This is a genomic window from Crocinitomix catalasitica ATCC 23190 (assembly GCF_000621625.1).
Lineage (GTDB): Bacteria > Bacteroidota > Bacteroidia > Flavobacteriales_D > Crocinitomicaceae > Crocinitomix > Crocinitomix catalasitica.
The window spans coordinates 105,578-121,790 of record NZ_JHXV01000009.1; the positions used below are offsets into that span (position 1 = coordinate 105,578).

The 16,213-nt window shown below is 33.6% G+C and carries 15 protein-coding genes; 10 read left to right on the forward strand and 5 right to left on the reverse strand.

Annotated features, from left to right (window positions below):
* Positions 1 to 13: 13 nt before the first annotated feature.
* Positions 14 to 346 (forward strand): PKD domain-containing protein, encoded by a 333-nt coding sequence (locus T367_RS0107350; RefSeq protein ID WP_027419263.1) that lies wholly within the window; start codon positions 14 to 16, stop codon positions 344 to 346.
* A gap of 12 nt (positions 347 to 358) precedes the next feature.
* Here T367_RS0107350 and T367_RS0107355 read toward each other — a convergent pair whose 3' ends face one another.
* Positions 359 to 1,744, reverse strand: coding sequence for a hypothetical protein (locus tag T367_RS0107355; RefSeq protein ID WP_027419264.1), 1,386 nt, complete (start codon positions 1,742 to 1,744; stop codon positions 359 to 361).
* A gap of 182 nt (positions 1,745 to 1,926) precedes the next feature.
* On the opposite strand from T367_RS0107355, the gene T367_RS0107360 reads away from it, so the two are divergent.
* From T367_RS0107360 to T367_RS0107380, 5 genes are all read left to right on the forward strand, one after another.
* A complete protein-coding gene (locus tag T367_RS0107360; RefSeq protein ID WP_027419265.1) occupies positions 1,927 to 2,184 on the forward strand; it encodes a type B 50S ribosomal protein L31 in 258 nt (85 codons plus the stop codon).
* Positions 2,185 to 2,255: 71 nt separating this feature from the next.
* Positions 2,256 to 3,416, forward strand: coding sequence for a GlmU family protein (locus T367_RS0107365; protein WP_027419266.1), 1,161 nt, complete (start codon positions 2,256 to 2,258; stop codon positions 3,414 to 3,416).
* A gap of 121 nt (positions 3,417 to 3,537) precedes the next feature.
* On the forward strand, positions 3,538 to 5,982 hold the full coding sequence (gene lon, locus T367_RS0107370; RefSeq protein ID WP_027419267.1) for an endopeptidase La: 2,445 nt from the start codon (positions 3,538 to 3,540) through the stop codon (positions 5,980 to 5,982).
* Between the two features lie 41 nt (positions 5,983 to 6,023).
* Entirely contained in the window at positions 6,024 to 6,605 is a 582-nt protein-coding gene (locus T367_RS0107375; protein ID WP_027419268.1) for a hypothetical protein, read from the forward strand.
* A gap of 60 nt (positions 6,606 to 6,665) precedes the next feature.
* Positions 6,666 to 8,006, forward strand: coding sequence for a DEAD/DEAH box helicase (locus T367_RS0107380; protein WP_027419269.1), 1,341 nt, complete (start codon positions 6,666 to 6,668; stop codon positions 8,004 to 8,006).
* Positions 8,007 to 8,021: 15 nt separating this feature from the next.
* On the opposite strand, the gene T367_RS0107385 is transcribed toward T367_RS0107380, so the two are convergent.
* Positions 8,022 to 8,675 carry an FkbM family methyltransferase gene (locus tag T367_RS0107385; RefSeq protein ID WP_027419270.1) on the reverse strand — a complete coding sequence of 218 codons (654 nt, stop codon included), beginning with the start codon at positions 8,673 to 8,675 and terminating at the stop codon, positions 8,022 to 8,024.
* A gap of 131 nt (positions 8,676 to 8,806) precedes the next feature.
* Here T367_RS0107385 and T367_RS21720 point away from each other — a divergent pair, with 131 nt between their 5' ends.
* Positions 8,807 to 9,931 (forward strand): glycosyltransferase family 4 protein, encoded by a 1,125-nt coding sequence (locus T367_RS21720; RefSeq protein WP_035842862.1) that lies wholly within the window; start codon positions 8,807 to 8,809, stop codon positions 9,929 to 9,931.
* Here T367_RS21720 and smpB read toward each other — a convergent pair.
* Positions 9,928 to 10,374 carry an SsrA-binding protein gene (smpB, locus tag T367_RS0107395; RefSeq protein WP_027419271.1) on the reverse strand — a complete coding sequence of 149 codons (447 nt, stop codon included), beginning with the start codon at positions 10,372 to 10,374 and terminating at the stop codon, positions 9,928 to 9,930. The genes T367_RS21720 and smpB overlap by 4 nt on opposite strands.
* An 87-nt stretch (positions 10,375 to 10,461) precedes the next feature.
* On the opposite strand from smpB, the gene T367_RS0107400 reads away from it, so the two are divergent.
* Complete coding sequence (locus tag T367_RS0107400; RefSeq protein ID WP_027419272.1) at positions 10,462 to 11,037, forward strand: YqgE/AlgH family protein; 576 nt, start codon at positions 10,462 to 10,464, stop codon at positions 11,035 to 11,037.
* 6 nt (positions 11,038 to 11,043) lie between these two features.
* Here the strand turns inward: T367_RS0107400 and T367_RS21725 are convergent, their stop codons facing one another.
* Positions 11,044 to 11,892 (reverse strand): aminotransferase class IV, encoded by an 849-nt coding sequence (locus T367_RS21725; RefSeq protein ID WP_051568429.1) that lies wholly within the window; start codon positions 11,890 to 11,892, stop codon positions 11,044 to 11,046.
* Positions 11,889 to 12,500: a rhomboid family intramembrane serine protease gene (locus tag T367_RS0107410; RefSeq protein WP_027419273.1), complete on the reverse strand. Its 612-nt coding sequence runs from the start codon at positions 12,498 to 12,500 to the stop codon at positions 11,889 to 11,891. Before T367_RS0107410 ends, T367_RS21725 begins: the two co-directional genes overlap by 4 nt.
* Positions 12,501 to 12,548: 48 nt before the next feature.
* Here T367_RS0107410 and T367_RS0107415 point away from each other — a divergent pair, with 48 nt between their 5' ends.
* Together T367_RS0107415 and T367_RS0107420 are read left to right on the forward strand one after the other, a co-directional pair.
* Entirely contained in the window at positions 12,549 to 14,177 is a 1,629-nt protein-coding gene (locus T367_RS0107415) for a L,D-transpeptidase family protein (protein ID WP_084274344.1), read from the forward strand.
* Entirely contained in the window at positions 14,159 to 16,195 is a 2,037-nt protein-coding gene (locus T367_RS0107420) for a S9 family peptidase (protein ID WP_035842866.1), read from the forward strand. Before T367_RS0107415 ends, T367_RS0107420 begins: the two co-directional genes overlap by 19 nt.
* Positions 16,196 to 16,213: the final 18 nt, after the last annotated feature.

Consider the following 16,213-nt stretch of genomic DNA (forward strand, 5'->3'; position numbering starts at 1 on the left):
TGACTTCAAAGAAATGACTCAAATTAGAACATTGTTTATTGGATTGTTAGCTATTAGTTTTTCCGCTTGTGAAAAACCACTAACTGCATGCATTGATATAGAGAGTAACACTGTATCAACTGAGCAACCGGTTTTATTTAAATCTTGTTCAGAAAACGCGATTAGTATAGAATGGTATATGGAAGGTCCTGACGGCGCTCCTGAAAACGGTAAAGGCTGGTCGGATTTTGAAATCACCAATACGTTCACTATTCCTGGCACCTATAAAATCACATTAAATACATATGATGATTTTTCTTTTTTAGGGGAAAAGCAAACAGCGATTGAAACGCTTACCGTAAATTAATTCCCTTTTTTCTTAATATTCATACAAACCTATATCCGGAATATCTCTGGTCTTACCCTCTATATCTGATAAGTTTGAATAAATAGGATCACCTGCATTAATACATGGTGAGGATTCTGTTAAATGAAAATCATTACTGAAAGTTGAAATAAAATTAGGCAACTCATTCCAAATCACACTAGCCGAATAATTTTCATACTCATAAATCTCTTCTCGTTTGATTAAACTTGCATTTACAACAAAGTCAATCTCTATTGCCTCCAAGGTATCTACAATAAATTCAGTACTGGCATTACCGTAAAAAATACAATTATCAAATCTAGAATTTCGAACACTATAAGTATAGGTCGTGTTTGCAATTACCTCCCAATTTGTCATTGCAAAAGCTGGCGTCGATCGTGAACCTGCATAATAATTGACAAAATTACAATGTTTAAAATTGTACTCACCTCCAGCATAAAGGTAGGCCGATAATAAACCTGCATCCCCAAAGAAACAATTTTCAGCATTGATAACTGGCCCCCTTATCGCAGATAAATTATAAAACGCAGAATTATCAAATATCGAATTCTTAATAGTCACCCTGGTAGGATTCGAGCTATTGGCATCAATTGTTAAAGCAACCTGCGCATTTTTAACGATTAAGTAATCAATTGTCACATTCTTTGATGAATCTAAATAGATACCTCCCCATTGGCCAGCAACATCATCATAAAACGACTCTAAACGATCGCCCTGAAAGACCACCTCATTGCCTAATTCACCAAGAATATTTAAATTTCCTTCGTAAATTCTCAGCTGAGAATTCTTGTGTCCATATACTCTTGTACCTGCTGGAATTGTTAATGTTTGATTTTTATCAACTGCAACTAAACCATATAAAACATGAGGCTTATCATTGCTCCAAGGCTCGATATGATCTCCAACTAAAGTGAAAAAAGATCCTGGATCGGGAGCATGAAAATAAGCATCTTGTCCCCAAACATCTAAATGTAAATATTGGTTAACACCATTGGTTAGAAATCGAACAGAATCAGAAATCACAACTGGATAAGTTTGTGCATTTACATCTAAAGTCACTTCTACAAAACAAAATAACGAATCATTTCCTGGGATTTCGATGTTTGTAAATTCATCTCCAGGCAAACCATCTAAGTTAATTCTGAATGGAGAAGATACTCCTCCCATCAACTCAACTTCGTCAATATTTAACTTAAAATTATTTTTGTTATAAATTTTAAATCTTTTAGTGGTAGAGCCAACAGTTGTAAAAACAGTATCAAAGAGTAAAGAATCCGTTGAAAAATTCAGATGATTTTTAGAGAAGTTCTTGTCCTTTTTACAAGACATTGCTCCCGCTATTAATAATAAAGATACTATGGTTATTATATTTTTCATAAATTTGATCCTCCTACAAATGTAAGTACGTATTTTTACTATTTTTATTTTATCTTGAAAAATAATTTTGCTTTTAAAAAAAATTGCTAAATTTGCACTCCGATTTAAGATCTAAATAATCGTAGAGACATTTGGAGAATCGGTAAATAGTTTAGTAAAAGAAGATTTAAATTTATAATAAGATGAAAAAGGGAATACATCCAGAGGATTACAGATTAGTTATTTTCAAGGATATGTCAAATGGTTTTTCTTTTGTAAGTAGCTCATGTGCTAGTTCAACAGAAACTGAAAAGTGGGAAGACGGAAACGAATATCCACTAATCAAATTAGATATCTCATCAGAGTCACACCCGTTTTTCACTGGAAAAATGCAGTTTGTGGATACTGCTGGTAGAATTGATAAATTCAAAAATAGATACGGTAAAAATATGAAGAAGTAATTTTTTTTTATTTTTTTTTATTACCCATTCGGCATTAGTCGGATGGGTTTTTTTATTTAATTTTATGCCATATGCAATGTATTTTTAGCGACAATATGGTTCATGCGCAAATGAAGCCACTTACTTTTACGAGACCGGTTTCTCAATTGCGCTTCGGTATTCTTACCATTCAAGAGACTTGGATAAGTTTACTTTCTATTAAAGATGAAATCAATTCGATTGGTTATCATACAGAAAATTATCTTGAAGAAAAGTTTCCTTCAATTCCCACAACAGACACGACACTTATCATTGCTGGTAATATCAAACCTACTCAAGAAATTGTGGATTGGGTTTATACATTGCAGAATGGTGAATCTCTCATAATTAATAATTTATTTGTTGCTCAACGAGGAGAAGGCGAAAGCAAAAAAATCAATAAAGAAGTTACAACTTTACTTTCTGTAGCGCACCCTTGGGAGCTTTTCCAAAAAAATGGAGATGCTATTAAAGTTGATTATGATATATTGACTAAAAATAAAACTAGTCAACCATTAAGTGATAGCAATCGTGTAATTGGATCTAATAATATATTTATTGCAGAAGGAGCAAAAGCAGAATGTGCTATATTCAATACATCTGATGGACCTATTTATATAGGCAAAGACGCCGAAGTAATGGAAGGATCAATAATTAGAGGTCCTTTTGCCTTAAATGAGCACGCCGTTGTTAAAATGGGTGCTAAGATATATGGACCAACTACAATTGGCCCACACTGCAAAGTTGGCGGTGAAATTTCTAATTGTATTTTCCAAGCATATTCAAATAAGGGGCATGATGGATTTCTAGGCAATTCTGTAATCGGAGAATGGTGTAATTTCGGTGCTGATTCAAATTCAAGTAATCTTAAAAATAATTATTCAAAAATTAAAGTTCATTCCTTTGTCTCCAATCAACTGGAGCAAGAATCTTTAACTTTTTGTGGTGTATTAATGGGTGATCATTCCAAAACAGGCATCAATACCATGTTAAATACCGGAACAGTGGTTGGCGTTAGTGCAAATATCTTTGGTGCTGGCTTCCCTCCTAAGTACATCCCTTCATTCTCTTGGGGTGGAGCTGAAAGCAGTACTAATTTCGACTTTGATAAAGCGATTATTGTAGCCGAAAACATGATGGCTAGACGTAGCCTTGACTTATCTGCAGCTGACAGAAAAATTCTACGCACCATCCATGATGAGTTGGCACAATGATTGAACTATTATAGTTGCGTTTAAATTTTGATCAAACTTATTGTCAAATTGATTGATTTGACAGATTTTTATTCAAAAGCGCAATTTAATAATGACAAATTGACTTAAAAAAACTGTATATATGTCCGAATCAAAACGTGACTTTTTATCCTTACAAAACATGTTAGAACAAGAACCCGAATTCATTCCTCTTATTTCTGAAGAAGAAGAAGATAACTTAAATAAAGAAGCTGTTCCAGATTTATTACCGATTCTACCGTTGCGTAATAATGTCCTTTTTCCTGGCGTTGTAATTCCGATTACAATAGGCAGAGATAAATCAATTAAATTAATTGAAGACGCTTATAAAGGCAATAAAACACTTGGCGTATTGGCACAAGTGAAAACAGATATTGAAGATCCTGGATTTGAGGATTTAAACAGAATTGGAACGGTAGCGCATATTTTAAAGCGACTTAAAATGCCTGATGGCAGTACAACTGTTATCATACAAGGTAAGAGACGATTTGAAATTGACAAATTCGTTGAAACAGAACCTTATTTTAAAGCCAATGTAATTGGTTTGAAAGATGCTAAAATTGACTTAAAGAAAGATAAAAACTTAGCCTTGCTTTCATCAATGAAAGATATGGCAATGCGCATTATCAAAGAGTCTCCAAACATTCCTTCGGAAGCTACTTTTGCAATTAAAAACATTGAAAGCCCAACATTCTTAGTGAATTTTATCGCTTCTAATTTGAATATAGAAGTTGAGAAAAAGCAGAACTTATTAGAATTGAATGATATTGCCTTAAGAATAGAAGAGGTTATTTCTCAATTGTCTGTTGAGATTAAAATGTTATCAATGAAGAATGAGATCCACTCCAAAGTAAAAATGGACATGGATCGTCAGCAAAGAGAGTATTTTTTGAATCAACAAATGCGTACAATTCAAGACGAACTGGGTGATAACCCTGTTCAAAATGAAGTCCGTGAATTTGAAAAAAGAGCTAAAACTAAAAAATGGGGTAAAACGCAAAAAGAAGCTTTTAATAAAGAGTTAACTAAATTGGGTAGAATGAATCCTCAGGGAGCAGAATACTCTGTACAGCTTAATTATATAGATCTGCTTTTAGATTTACCTTGGGCCGAATTGTCGAAAGATAATTTTAACTTAAAAAAATCGAAGAAAATACTAGATAGAGATCATTTCGGTCTTGAAAAAGTGAAGACTAGAATTCTAGAATACTTGGCTGTATTAAAGTTAAAAAAAGATATGAAGTCTCCTATCTTATGTTTGTATGGACCTCCTGGTGTTGGAAAAACATCTTTAGGTAAGTCTGTTGCGGAAGCATTGGGAAGAAAGTATGTACGCATGTCTTTAGGTGGCGTACATGACGAAGCTGAAATAAGAGGTCATAGAAGAACTTATATCGGTGCAATGCCCGGTAGAGTGATTCAAAACATCAAAAAAGCGAAGACTTCGAATCCTGTATTTGTTTTGGACGAAATAGACAAAATAAGTCGAAGTAACCACGGTGATCCTTCTTCTGCACTATTAGAAGTATTAGATCCTGAGCAAAACTTTGCATTTAATGATAATTTTGTAGAGTTAGATTATGATTTATCTAATGTTCTATTTATTGCAACTGCCAATAATTTAGCGAACATTCAAGGTCCATTGCGCGATCGGATGGAGATCATCGAAGTCAATGGTTATACTGTTGAAGAGAAAATACAAATTGCAAAAAATCACTTAATTCCTAAACAAATTAGTGCGCATGGAATTGGCGTGAAAGACATAAGTTTTCCAAAGCTTATTTTGGAACAAATTGTTGAAGAATACACGGCTGAATCTGGAGTGAGAGGACTTGAAAAAGAAATTGCACACATGGTGCGAAATCGTGCGAAAGAAATTGCAATGAATGAAAAGTTTGTTGCAAAAGTTTCTTCAGAAGATTTACAAAAAGTATTGGGACCATCTCATGGAAAAGATAAATATATCGGAAATGAATTTGCTGGTGTAGTTACCGGTCTAGCATGGACACAAGTTGGTGGAGATATTTTATATATTGAAACAAGTTTATCTAAAGGAAAAGGAAAACTTACATCAACTGGAAATTTAGGTGATGTAATGAAAGAGTCAACGGTTCTGGCGCATCAATTCCTTAAAGCTAATGCTACTGATTTCGGATTGACAAGTGAGTTGTTTGACAATTGGGATGTTCATATTCACGTACCTGCCGGCGCAACGCCAAAAGACGGGCCTTCTGCAGGTATTACCATGTTAACAGCAATGGCATCTGCTTTTACGCAAAGAAAAGTAAAAAAATATCTTGCCATGACTGGTGAAATAACCTTAAGAGGTTCTGTTTTACCTGTAGGTGGAATTAAAGAAAAAATTCTTGCTGCAAGACGTGCAAATATTAAAGAAATTATCCTTTCACGTAAGAATGAAAAAGACATTCTTGATATTAAAGCTGATTACCTAAAAGGATTAAAATTCCATTATGTTGATACGATGCACGAAGTGCTGAATATTGCATTATTGAAGGAGAAAGTTAAAAATGCACGTAATATTTCTTAAATAAGATTAAAATTGATTAATGACCTTTAGCATAATTTGATATGAACAAAAATGCTAAATGGTCATTAATTCTTTTCTCTGTTCTACCAATCTTAATAGGTACATTATTTTTTTTGAACCTAAAATTTAATTCAAAATGTAATGGATTATTCGAAGCATTAGGATTGATGTTAACCCTAATCGTATTGGGATTTTTAGTTGGATTAATATTAATAATTCAGATTTATAAAATATATAAACGACAAGCTGTCTCTTATAGAATTATAACATTAATATTCGTTCTACTGTCTGTTACTTCAGTACTTTGGGGCATAAATAAGCCTTCCGACTATTTTAAAAGTCCTGTTTTGCTAGAAGCTGAATTTTACTCCCCATGGAAAGGTAATTTGAAATTAAGAACCGACGGCACTTATTCTGCTATTGAAAAACATACAGATTGGAGTTGCACCCACCATGGAAGTTATGAGGTATTAGGATCCCGTATTATTTTAAATCAAGAAATTGCTAACCAGTCGGATAGCATTTTTACGCAAGAATATTTCGTTGAAGATCAGTTTCTAATCCCGAAAGTTGAATACAAAACCTTAACAGACTCAAGCAATTGGTTGAGAATAATCAACTGAAAATGGCAAGAATGAAGGCTAGTTCAGATTTTCACAGTACCTTTGTGCAAAATATTTACAGTGAATTTTGACGATCTAAATCTTGGTACTCCTATTAAAAATGCTTTAAAGGATTTAAATTTTACGGAGCCAACCCCTATACAAGAGGAGGCATTTCCTATTATTTCATCTGGTAAAGATGTTGTTGGTATTGCGCAAACCGGTACAGGTAAAACCTATGCCTATGCCCTACCCTTATTGAGAAATCTCAAGTTTTCTGAGCAAAAACATCCACGTATAATCATTCTAGTACCAACACGTGAATTGGTGGTACAAGTAAAGACTGAAATGGAAAAACTAACCACCTATATGACTGTTCGTATTAAGGGTGTTTACGGTGGTACTAACATCAATACACAAAAACAAAATGTGTATGATGGCTGTGATATTTTAGTTGCAACACCAGGTAGATTATTAGATATTGCTTTATCTGGAATTTTAAGATTAAAGTCTGTTCAAAAATTGGTAATAGATGAAGTTGATGAAATGCTAAATCTTGGATTTAGAAAACAATTGACAGATTTATTGGATATTCTTCCTCCAAAAAGACAGAATTTACTCTTCTCTGCAACAATGACTGTTGATGTTTTAAAGGTGATTAACGAATTTTTCCACGAGCCTGTTAAAATTCAAATGGCACCAACAGGAACACCATTGGCACAAATTAAACAAGAAGCTTATTTAGTTCCTAACTTTAATACCAAACTGAATTTATTGGTCCATATTCTCCAACAAACGGAGGATTTGACAAAAGTTTTAATCTTTGTTGAGACTAAAAAATTAGCAGATAAACTTCACGAAGCTTATTCTGAATTGATAGATGGTAATATTGGTGTAATTCATTCGAATAAGTCGCAGAATTACAGATTGAGAATGATTGAAGAATTTGCTAGCGGTGAAATTCGAATCTTAATCGCAACTGACTTAATTGCCAGAGGTATTGATGTTGACAATATCAGTCACGTCATCAACTTTGATTTACCTGAAATCCCAGAGAATTACCTTCACCGTATTGGTCGAACAGGTAGAGCAAATTTGGGTGGACATGCAATCAGTTTGATAGGCAGACAAGATGATGAATTACAAGTGGCTATTGAGGAATTGATGAATGTATCGATACCGATTAGTAAAATGCCAAAAGAAGTTGAAATTTCAACAATTTTAACTTATGATGAGACTGTTAATTTAGGTGATATTAATTATTTACCTTCTACCAGTAACAAAGGAGTAAAAGGTGCGCATCACGAAAAGAAAGCGAAGAATCAAAAGGTTAACTTAGGAGGATCTTATAAAGAAAAGATAAAAGCTAAGTATAAAAAGCCAAAAACAAGAGGTCAAAAACCTAGAGGAAAAAAGAAATAATTAGATTTTTTTAATCTATTGATTAGCGTTTGGCTTGAAAATAAAATTCTGTTTTTGGTGAACATTCTTATTGAAAATTACCAAATTATTTTTGTGCATCACATAAGGTAAATAGTTTAATTCCGTCAAGAATTCAAAACATTTATCTCTGTTCTCATTCTCCCATAATTCAAGATAAATTATTGGTTCATCACGCTTCAACATTTCTTGAGCACCTAATAATGCGAAGTATTCAAAATTTTCAATATCCATTTTAATGCCTGCAATCTTTTGCTGACCAACGATATCGTCAATTCTTTTGCACTTTACTTTAAATTTATCTCCAACATTCCATTCATCTATAGATTCGTGAACGACATGTGCAAGACCTTGCATTTTTACTTTTCCATTTAATGGTAAAACCATCTCTACTTCCGACTCTTCATTCCCAACCGCTAATTGAAATGTTTTGACATTCTTCAATTTATAGCGTTTGATTATTTTCGAAAGAATAGAAAAATTATTGGGAAGTGGTTCTATTGCTAGTATTTCAACATCAGGAAATTTATTCGCCAAGTGATATGTCATTATACCAATATTGGCACCTATATCCATAATAGATCCAGGTTGATTTATTTGGTCAAGGAAAACGAAAAAATCCTTCTCTTTATCATCACTTTTTAAAGTCATAATTTTATACTTCGAAAAGATGTATAGATACCTTTGATAGCCAAATACTTTCTGTAATATTAATTTGATGCTGTTCTTCATTCAGTCGACAAAAATAGGATAAATTTAAATAAAGCTATACATTCGTTAGAATGAGAATAGCGGTTAATACACGTTTTTTATTGAAAAGTAAACTTGAAGGGTTTGGTTGGTTTACGTTTGAGACACTTAAACGAATGACAATGAACCATCCGGAACATGAATTCATCTTTTTTTTCGATAGACCTTACGATGATAAATTTATTTTTTCTGACAATATTACACCAGTTGTGCTTCCTCCAATGGCACGACATCCCATACTTTTCAAAATTTGGTTTAATAAATCGGTTACTTGGGCATTAAAAAAATACAAAGCTGACGTCTTTTTTTCACCAGACGGTTATCTTTCACTAAAAACTGACATTCCCCAAATTGGAGTCATTCACGATTTAAATTTCGAGCATTTTCCAAACGACATTCCGCCGACACCGCGTAAATATTTATTAAAATACTTCCCGCTATTTGCTAATAAGGCAGCTAAAATCATCACTGTTTCAAATTATTCAAAGACAGACATTATGGAACGTTATAAAATTGCAAATGAAAAAATAATTGTAGCTCATAACGGTGCTAGTCTTGATTTTAAGCCCGTTTCGAATGAAGATCGATTGGCAACACAGGAGATATATACCGAAGGTAAACCTTATTTCTTATTCGTAGGTGCATTGCATCCTCGTAAAAACATCATTCGTTTATTGCAAGCTTTCGAAAGGTTTAAAGATGCAACGAACGCTCCTACTCGATTGTTATTGGTTGGTGATTTTTTGTGGAGAGATGAAGATTTCAAACGCCGATTTAATACTTTCAAGTACAAAGATGAGATTCATTTTACGGGTCATATTTCAGATGCTAAACTGCAAGCTGTTACTGCAGCAGCAAAAGCGCTGACATTTGTGTCTTATTTTGAAGGTTTTGGCATTCCAATTGTAGAAGCGATGCGTTCAGGAACGCCAGTTATGGCCGGTGAATTAACCGCGTTACCAGAGGTTGCAGGCGAAGCGGCATATTATGTTGACCCTTATTCCGTTCAATCAATAGAGGATGGATTAATAGAGCTAGATAAAAATGAAGCCCTGCGTAAAGATCTTATTCAAAAAGGATTAAAACGAGCAGAAGATTTTAATTGGGACAATACTGCTAAAATAGTTTGGGAAACAATTGTTGCCTTTGACAATTAACGTTTAAGAGCTCGATCCATTTCACGCTTCGTATCCTTGTCTTTCATATCTGTTCGCTTATCATGTAATTTCTTACCTTTTGCGATATGAATTTTAATTTTAGCCAGATTATTCTCGTTGATAAACAAAATTGAAGGAACAATAGTTAAACCTTTATCTTTTAACTTCTTTGTGATCTTTCTTAATTCAGTTTTCTGAACCAATAACTTTCTATCCTGTCTAGGATTGTGGTTATTATACGATCCGTTTTCATACTCGGCTACGTACATATTTCGAATGTAAAGCTCGCCTTTCATAATCGTACAGAAGGCTTCAATTATACTTGCTTTGCCATTCCGAATTGATTTGATTTCTGTTCCGGTTAACATAATACCAGCAACATAATCCTCAATAAATTCGAATTCAAATTTTGCTCTTTTATTTTTAATCTCTTGTTTGGCCATAATATGTATTGACAAAGTTATAAAAAATAGCAATCCGAATAATGAACTGCGCTTTTTTGTCAATTTATAAATATTATATTTGTAAGGATGATTGATTTGAATGTTTACAATAAACTAGAACCTAAAAAAGGTCGATTACTAATTACTGAACCTTTTGAAGAAAGCTCTTACTTTCAGCGTTCTGTTGTTTTATTATGTGAACACAATGAAGATGGATCATTCGGATTTGTATTAAACAATTATACCGATTTGGACTTGTCCGATTTTGAAAACCTACCACAATTCGAAACTAAAATTGGTCTTGGAGGTCCAGTAAGTGCTAAAAACTTGTATTATATCCATACACTTGGAGATAAACTATCTGAAAGCATTCATATCACAGGGAATATATATGCTGGTGGAAATTTTGAGGAATTAAAAAGCTTGATCTCTGCAAGTATTATTAAAAAATCTGAAATTCGTTTCTTTCTTGGTTATTCTGGATGGGTATCCAAACAATTGAATGGTGAATTGAAACAAAATGCTTGGTTAGTAGCTGATGTTGAAAATACGGAAGAAATAATGGACACATCCAATTCTACTTTATGGGAGGATTCTATGAAACGTCAAGGAGGGAAATACAAAGCATTCGCTCATTTCCCGAAGAATCCAGCATTGAACTAAGTAGACTTAACTAACATGCCACTTTTCATTTAAGAAGTTGATTAACCTCTTGGCCACCTCATTCGAATATTCCTTTGTGCGATAAGTACTCACCCAACTGATTCCCTGTATTGCATTCGTTAAAAAGATCTCGTCAGCAGTGAGTAAATGTTGGGGGGAAATATTACACTCGTAGACCTTTATATTATGTTCTAACGCCAAATTAATAATCTGCATCCGCATCGTTCCTCCTAAACAGCCCAAATCAATTCCAGGGGTATACAAAACACCATTACTTACAATAAAAAGATTAGAGCTGGCGCTTTCTATAATGCCCATTTTATCATTCTGAATCAAGAGTTCATCCATTCCTAATTCATTACCTTTAATTTTTGCCATGATATAAATCAGACAATTTTTGGTCTTGTACGGTGAAAGAATGTTTATTTGCTTTTTAATATCTTGAAACAATTCGATCTTCAAACCTTCGCCATTTAAAACATAACGATTTTCGATAACTGGATCTGCTTCAATAAAATACTCAACATCGTTTGACAAAGGCAAATAATGACCTCCTATTTTACGGTCAATTGACAAACGAATTCTTGCACTTGACTTAATATTATTCTTAATGAGTAAGGCTTGGATTTCTCGCTCAAAAAAAGCGACACTAAAATCACTCGGTTTAACCATACTAAGGATTTTCATCCCTTCAAACATCCTATTTAAATGATGTTCTAAATTAACTGGAACATTATTTAATACACGAATTGTTTCAAAGAGTCCATCCCCATAAAGATGCCCCCTATTACCAGCCATTATTGCATGAGAATTCCCATCCAATAAAAGGCCATTACTATTTACAAATCTACTCATAGGCCGAATTGATCAATGAATTTAAATATAAAGTTATAATCTAATGCGATGATAAAAATTATTCCATAAATCGCACCAGCAAGATGCGCATCATGGGCAATACCTGTCCCTCCACGTTTTGCCATTAAGTATTCTAAAAAAAGAATAATTGGACCAAAAATATACGCTGGAATTTCAATCGGTATAAAAAAAAGTTCCAATTCCACATTTGGGTAAAGCATAATAAAAGCAAATAAAATGGCAGAAACAGCGCCTGAAGCACCTAACGAATTATATCCAGGATTATCTTTATGCTTATACAATGCCGGCAATGCTGCGAACATTATTGCCGTTAAATATAATAATGGGTAAAGCATATAGCCACGCGCACCATACGAAGCGATAAAAGTACCTTCTAACGCCACTCCGAACATGTAAAACACATACATATTGAAGAATAAATGGATATAATTGGCATGCACAAATCCATGCGTAAAAACACGATACCATTTGCCATAATGTATTACATCATTCGGATTCAATAATAATTTTCTATTAAAGCTGGGATCATTTATTCCCTTTAATGAAACTAATACCGTGACAGCCAATAAAAAATAAGTTATGTACATTCAAAAATTAAAGTTTAATTTCGCCCAGATTATTATCTTTGCCATCAAATGAAAATCAAGACACAACTTGGTATACTAATCCTTCTCATTTTCGTTACAATTTGTAGCTGTAAAGTGAATTCTAACGATGAAAACGTAGTTACTATTTCATATATTGAAAAAATTCAAAATGTAATAGATACCATCTCCGTTATATCTACTGGTAACGATAGTTTACTTGCTCTAAATGAAGTTAAAGCATATTATAAATCGAACGATTTTGAACCAATTTGGACAGATCAAACAGCACTTAGTACTGCCGGTCAAGAATTATTTGATTTATTAAAAAATGCATATGCTTATGGTTTAATGCCTGAGATGTACCAATTCAACCGAATCAACGCTTCAATTGATTCGACAACGGAACTAACAGAAGTCTTATTGATGAATGGATATTATTTGTTTTCAACACATGTCTCAGTAGGTTGTATCGATACTAGTGATTTCCATTACAAATGGAAAAAAGACTTGATCCCCTTTAATTTTGATGAAGATTTAGCAAAAATAAAAGAAGAAAATAGTTGTAAATCTATTATCCTTAGTCATCAACCACAGTTTTGGGAATATCAACATCTACTGATTGGCTTAAATGATTTTTTAACGAAATATGACATTTCTGATACTTTAAAATTTGATGTACCTAATTTTAAAACGGACAGTCTTTTGTCGCGAGAATTGGCTAAAAAAGCATTAATTGAATATGATTTTTTAGATACAACGGCTAGTAAAGTCGACTCTTTGGTTGATATAGCTTTAAAAGAATTCCAGAAACTAAGCGGTTTAGTGGACGATGCAATCATCGGAACATGGACCAGCAATGCTTTATCGAGAAATCATGCTGATCGTTTTTTTCAAGCTGCATTAAGTCTTGAAAAATGGCGATGGAGAAGCCCTTTTCCAAGTCGATACATGTGGATTAACATTCCGGAATTTAATTTATACTTTGTTGATAGTACAATTGTAAAAAGAAAACATAAAGTAATTGTTGGTGCAAATAAGACGCAAACACCCGAATTTCAAGCAACAATGCGAAGGTTAGTAGCAAATCCATATTGGCATGTCCCCTATTCTATTTCTTCAACTGAAATATTAGCGAACCTTAAAAAGGATACATCTTACAGTAGACGAAGAGGCTATAAATTTTTCAGAGATGACAAAGAGGTTGATCCTCTGACTGTTGATTGGAGTGTTGTGAACAATACAAATTTTCGCTATCGTGTTCGACAAGATGCTGGACATTCGAATAGTTTAGGGTTGATTAAATTTTTATTCCCAAATGACCAATCAATTTTTGTCCATGATACACCTGGGCGATATTTATTTGCGAATGATGTACGCGCATATTCTCACGGTTGCATCCGAGTTGAACATCCTTTTGATTTGGCAAAAGAAATTTTAGCCCTCGATAAACATATCATAGTAGCCGATACGCTCGATAGCCTAATTCAAAGAGGCACACAAAGAGTCGCTGAATTGAACGAACCTTTTGAAGTGTTTATTGAATACTTTACGACTACTGTCGACAGTAGTGATCAAATCATTTTCCATTCAGACATTTATGGAAGAGATGAATCTTATTTAAAAAATAGTTTAAGACAATTTCAAATTCCTTCAAATTCATGGCAAAAGCACCAGTAGCGAAAAAAAAAGAACATTTGCTTACATTACATGGTCATCAAAGAATCGATAATTACTTTTGGTTAAGAGATAGAGAAAACAAAGATGTTATCAAATATATCGAAGCTGAAAATAAATACACCAAGGATATCTTAGCGCCAACCGATGAATTGCAGAAAACACTTTACCAAGAAATGCGTTTACGCATTAAAGAGGATGATTCGTCTGTACCTTATCTAAAAAATGGGTATTGGTATTATACGCGTTTTGAAGAAGGTTTGGAACTTCCTATTAACTGTCGAAAGAAAGGGGAGCTCACAGCGCAGGAAGAGATCTTAATTGATGAAAATCAAGAAGAAAAAGACCATGCTTATTACGAGGTTGTCGCGTTTTCAGTATCTAGAGATAATAAAATATTAGCTTTTACAGAGGATATTACAGGAAGGCGTTTGTACCAAATTCGTTTTAAGAATTTAGAAACTGGTGAAATTTTAGATCATTGCATTGAAAATTCAGGCAGTGATTTGGCTTGGCACAATAACAATACAACTTTATATTATTCGGTAAAGGATCCAGAGACTTTGCGTCCACATCTGATTAAAAAATTCGACATTCTTACTGCAGAACATGCAGATGTATATGAAGAAACTGATGAAACTTATGTGGTTAACGTAAATAAATCAGGGGATTATAAATACATTTTTATTGGATCTCATAGCACATTGACGACAGAGTTCAGATTTATGCTAGCGGATCATGTTGCTGATTTCGAATTGTTCTTACCGAGACAAAACGGACATGAATATTATCCTGAAACATCTGTTGATGGCGGTTTTTATGTAAAATCGAATTTAAAAGCACCGAATTATCAATTGGTATATTGTGATGAAAATAAGCGATCTCCAGAAAACTGGGAAATTATACAAGCGCATAATAAGGATATCCTAATTCAAGATTTTGAAATTTTTGATACACATCTTGTCGTTGAAGAAAAAGAGAATGGCTTAACACGATTGCGTGTCTACGATAAAAAAGACTTATCGACTAGGTTAATTCCGATGGATGAAGAAACATTCACTTTGGATTTTGGTTATAATGTTGAAACTTCAAGCGATGCTGTTCGTGTAACTTATAGCTCATTGACTCAGCCTGCAACTGTCTTGTCTTACGATTTAAAGTCTCTTGAGTCAACAATATTAAAACAACAAGAAGTTATTGGTGATTTTAATCCCGATAATTATAAATCAAAAAGAGTTTGGGCAAAAGGAGCGGATGGTGTTGCTATTCCAGTTTCATTAGTTTATAGAAAGGACAAGTTTAATCAGGACGCAAAAAATCCTTTATTATTATATGCTTATGGTTCATACGGAGTTACTGTTGATCCTTATTTTAGCTCGAATAGATTAAGTTTATTGGATCGTGGATTTGTATTTGCAATAGCACATATTAGAGGTGGTGAATATTTGGGTACAGCTTGGTATGAGGATGGCAAATTATTACATAAGAAGAATACCTTCATTGATTTTGTTACTACAGCCGATTTTTTAATTCAAGAAAAATTTACTGATCCTGAAAACGTATTTGCGATGGGGGGAAGTGCTGGCGGATTATTGATGGGAGCAATCGCTAATTTACGTCCAAATTTATGGAAAGGTGTTGTTGCACAAGTACCTTTTGTTGATGTAGTTTCTACTATGATTGATGATACTATTCCACTTACAACAGGTGAGTATGACGAATGGGGTAACCCGAACGAAAAAGTATTTTATGACTATATGCTTTCCTACTCACCCTACGATCAAATAGAAAAGAAGGCTTATCCAGCGATGCTAATTACAAGTGGATTATATGATTCGCAAGTTCAATATTGGGAACCGACTAAATACGTGGCAAAATTAAGGGAATTAAAAACCAATGACGAGCCAACTTTATTATTTACCAATATGGATGCCGGTCATGGAGGATCAGCAGGACGATACGAATCCCTAAAAGAAACCGCATTGGAGTACGCATTCATTCTTTGGCGAACTGGATTATAAATTCTATCTTTAAAGGAC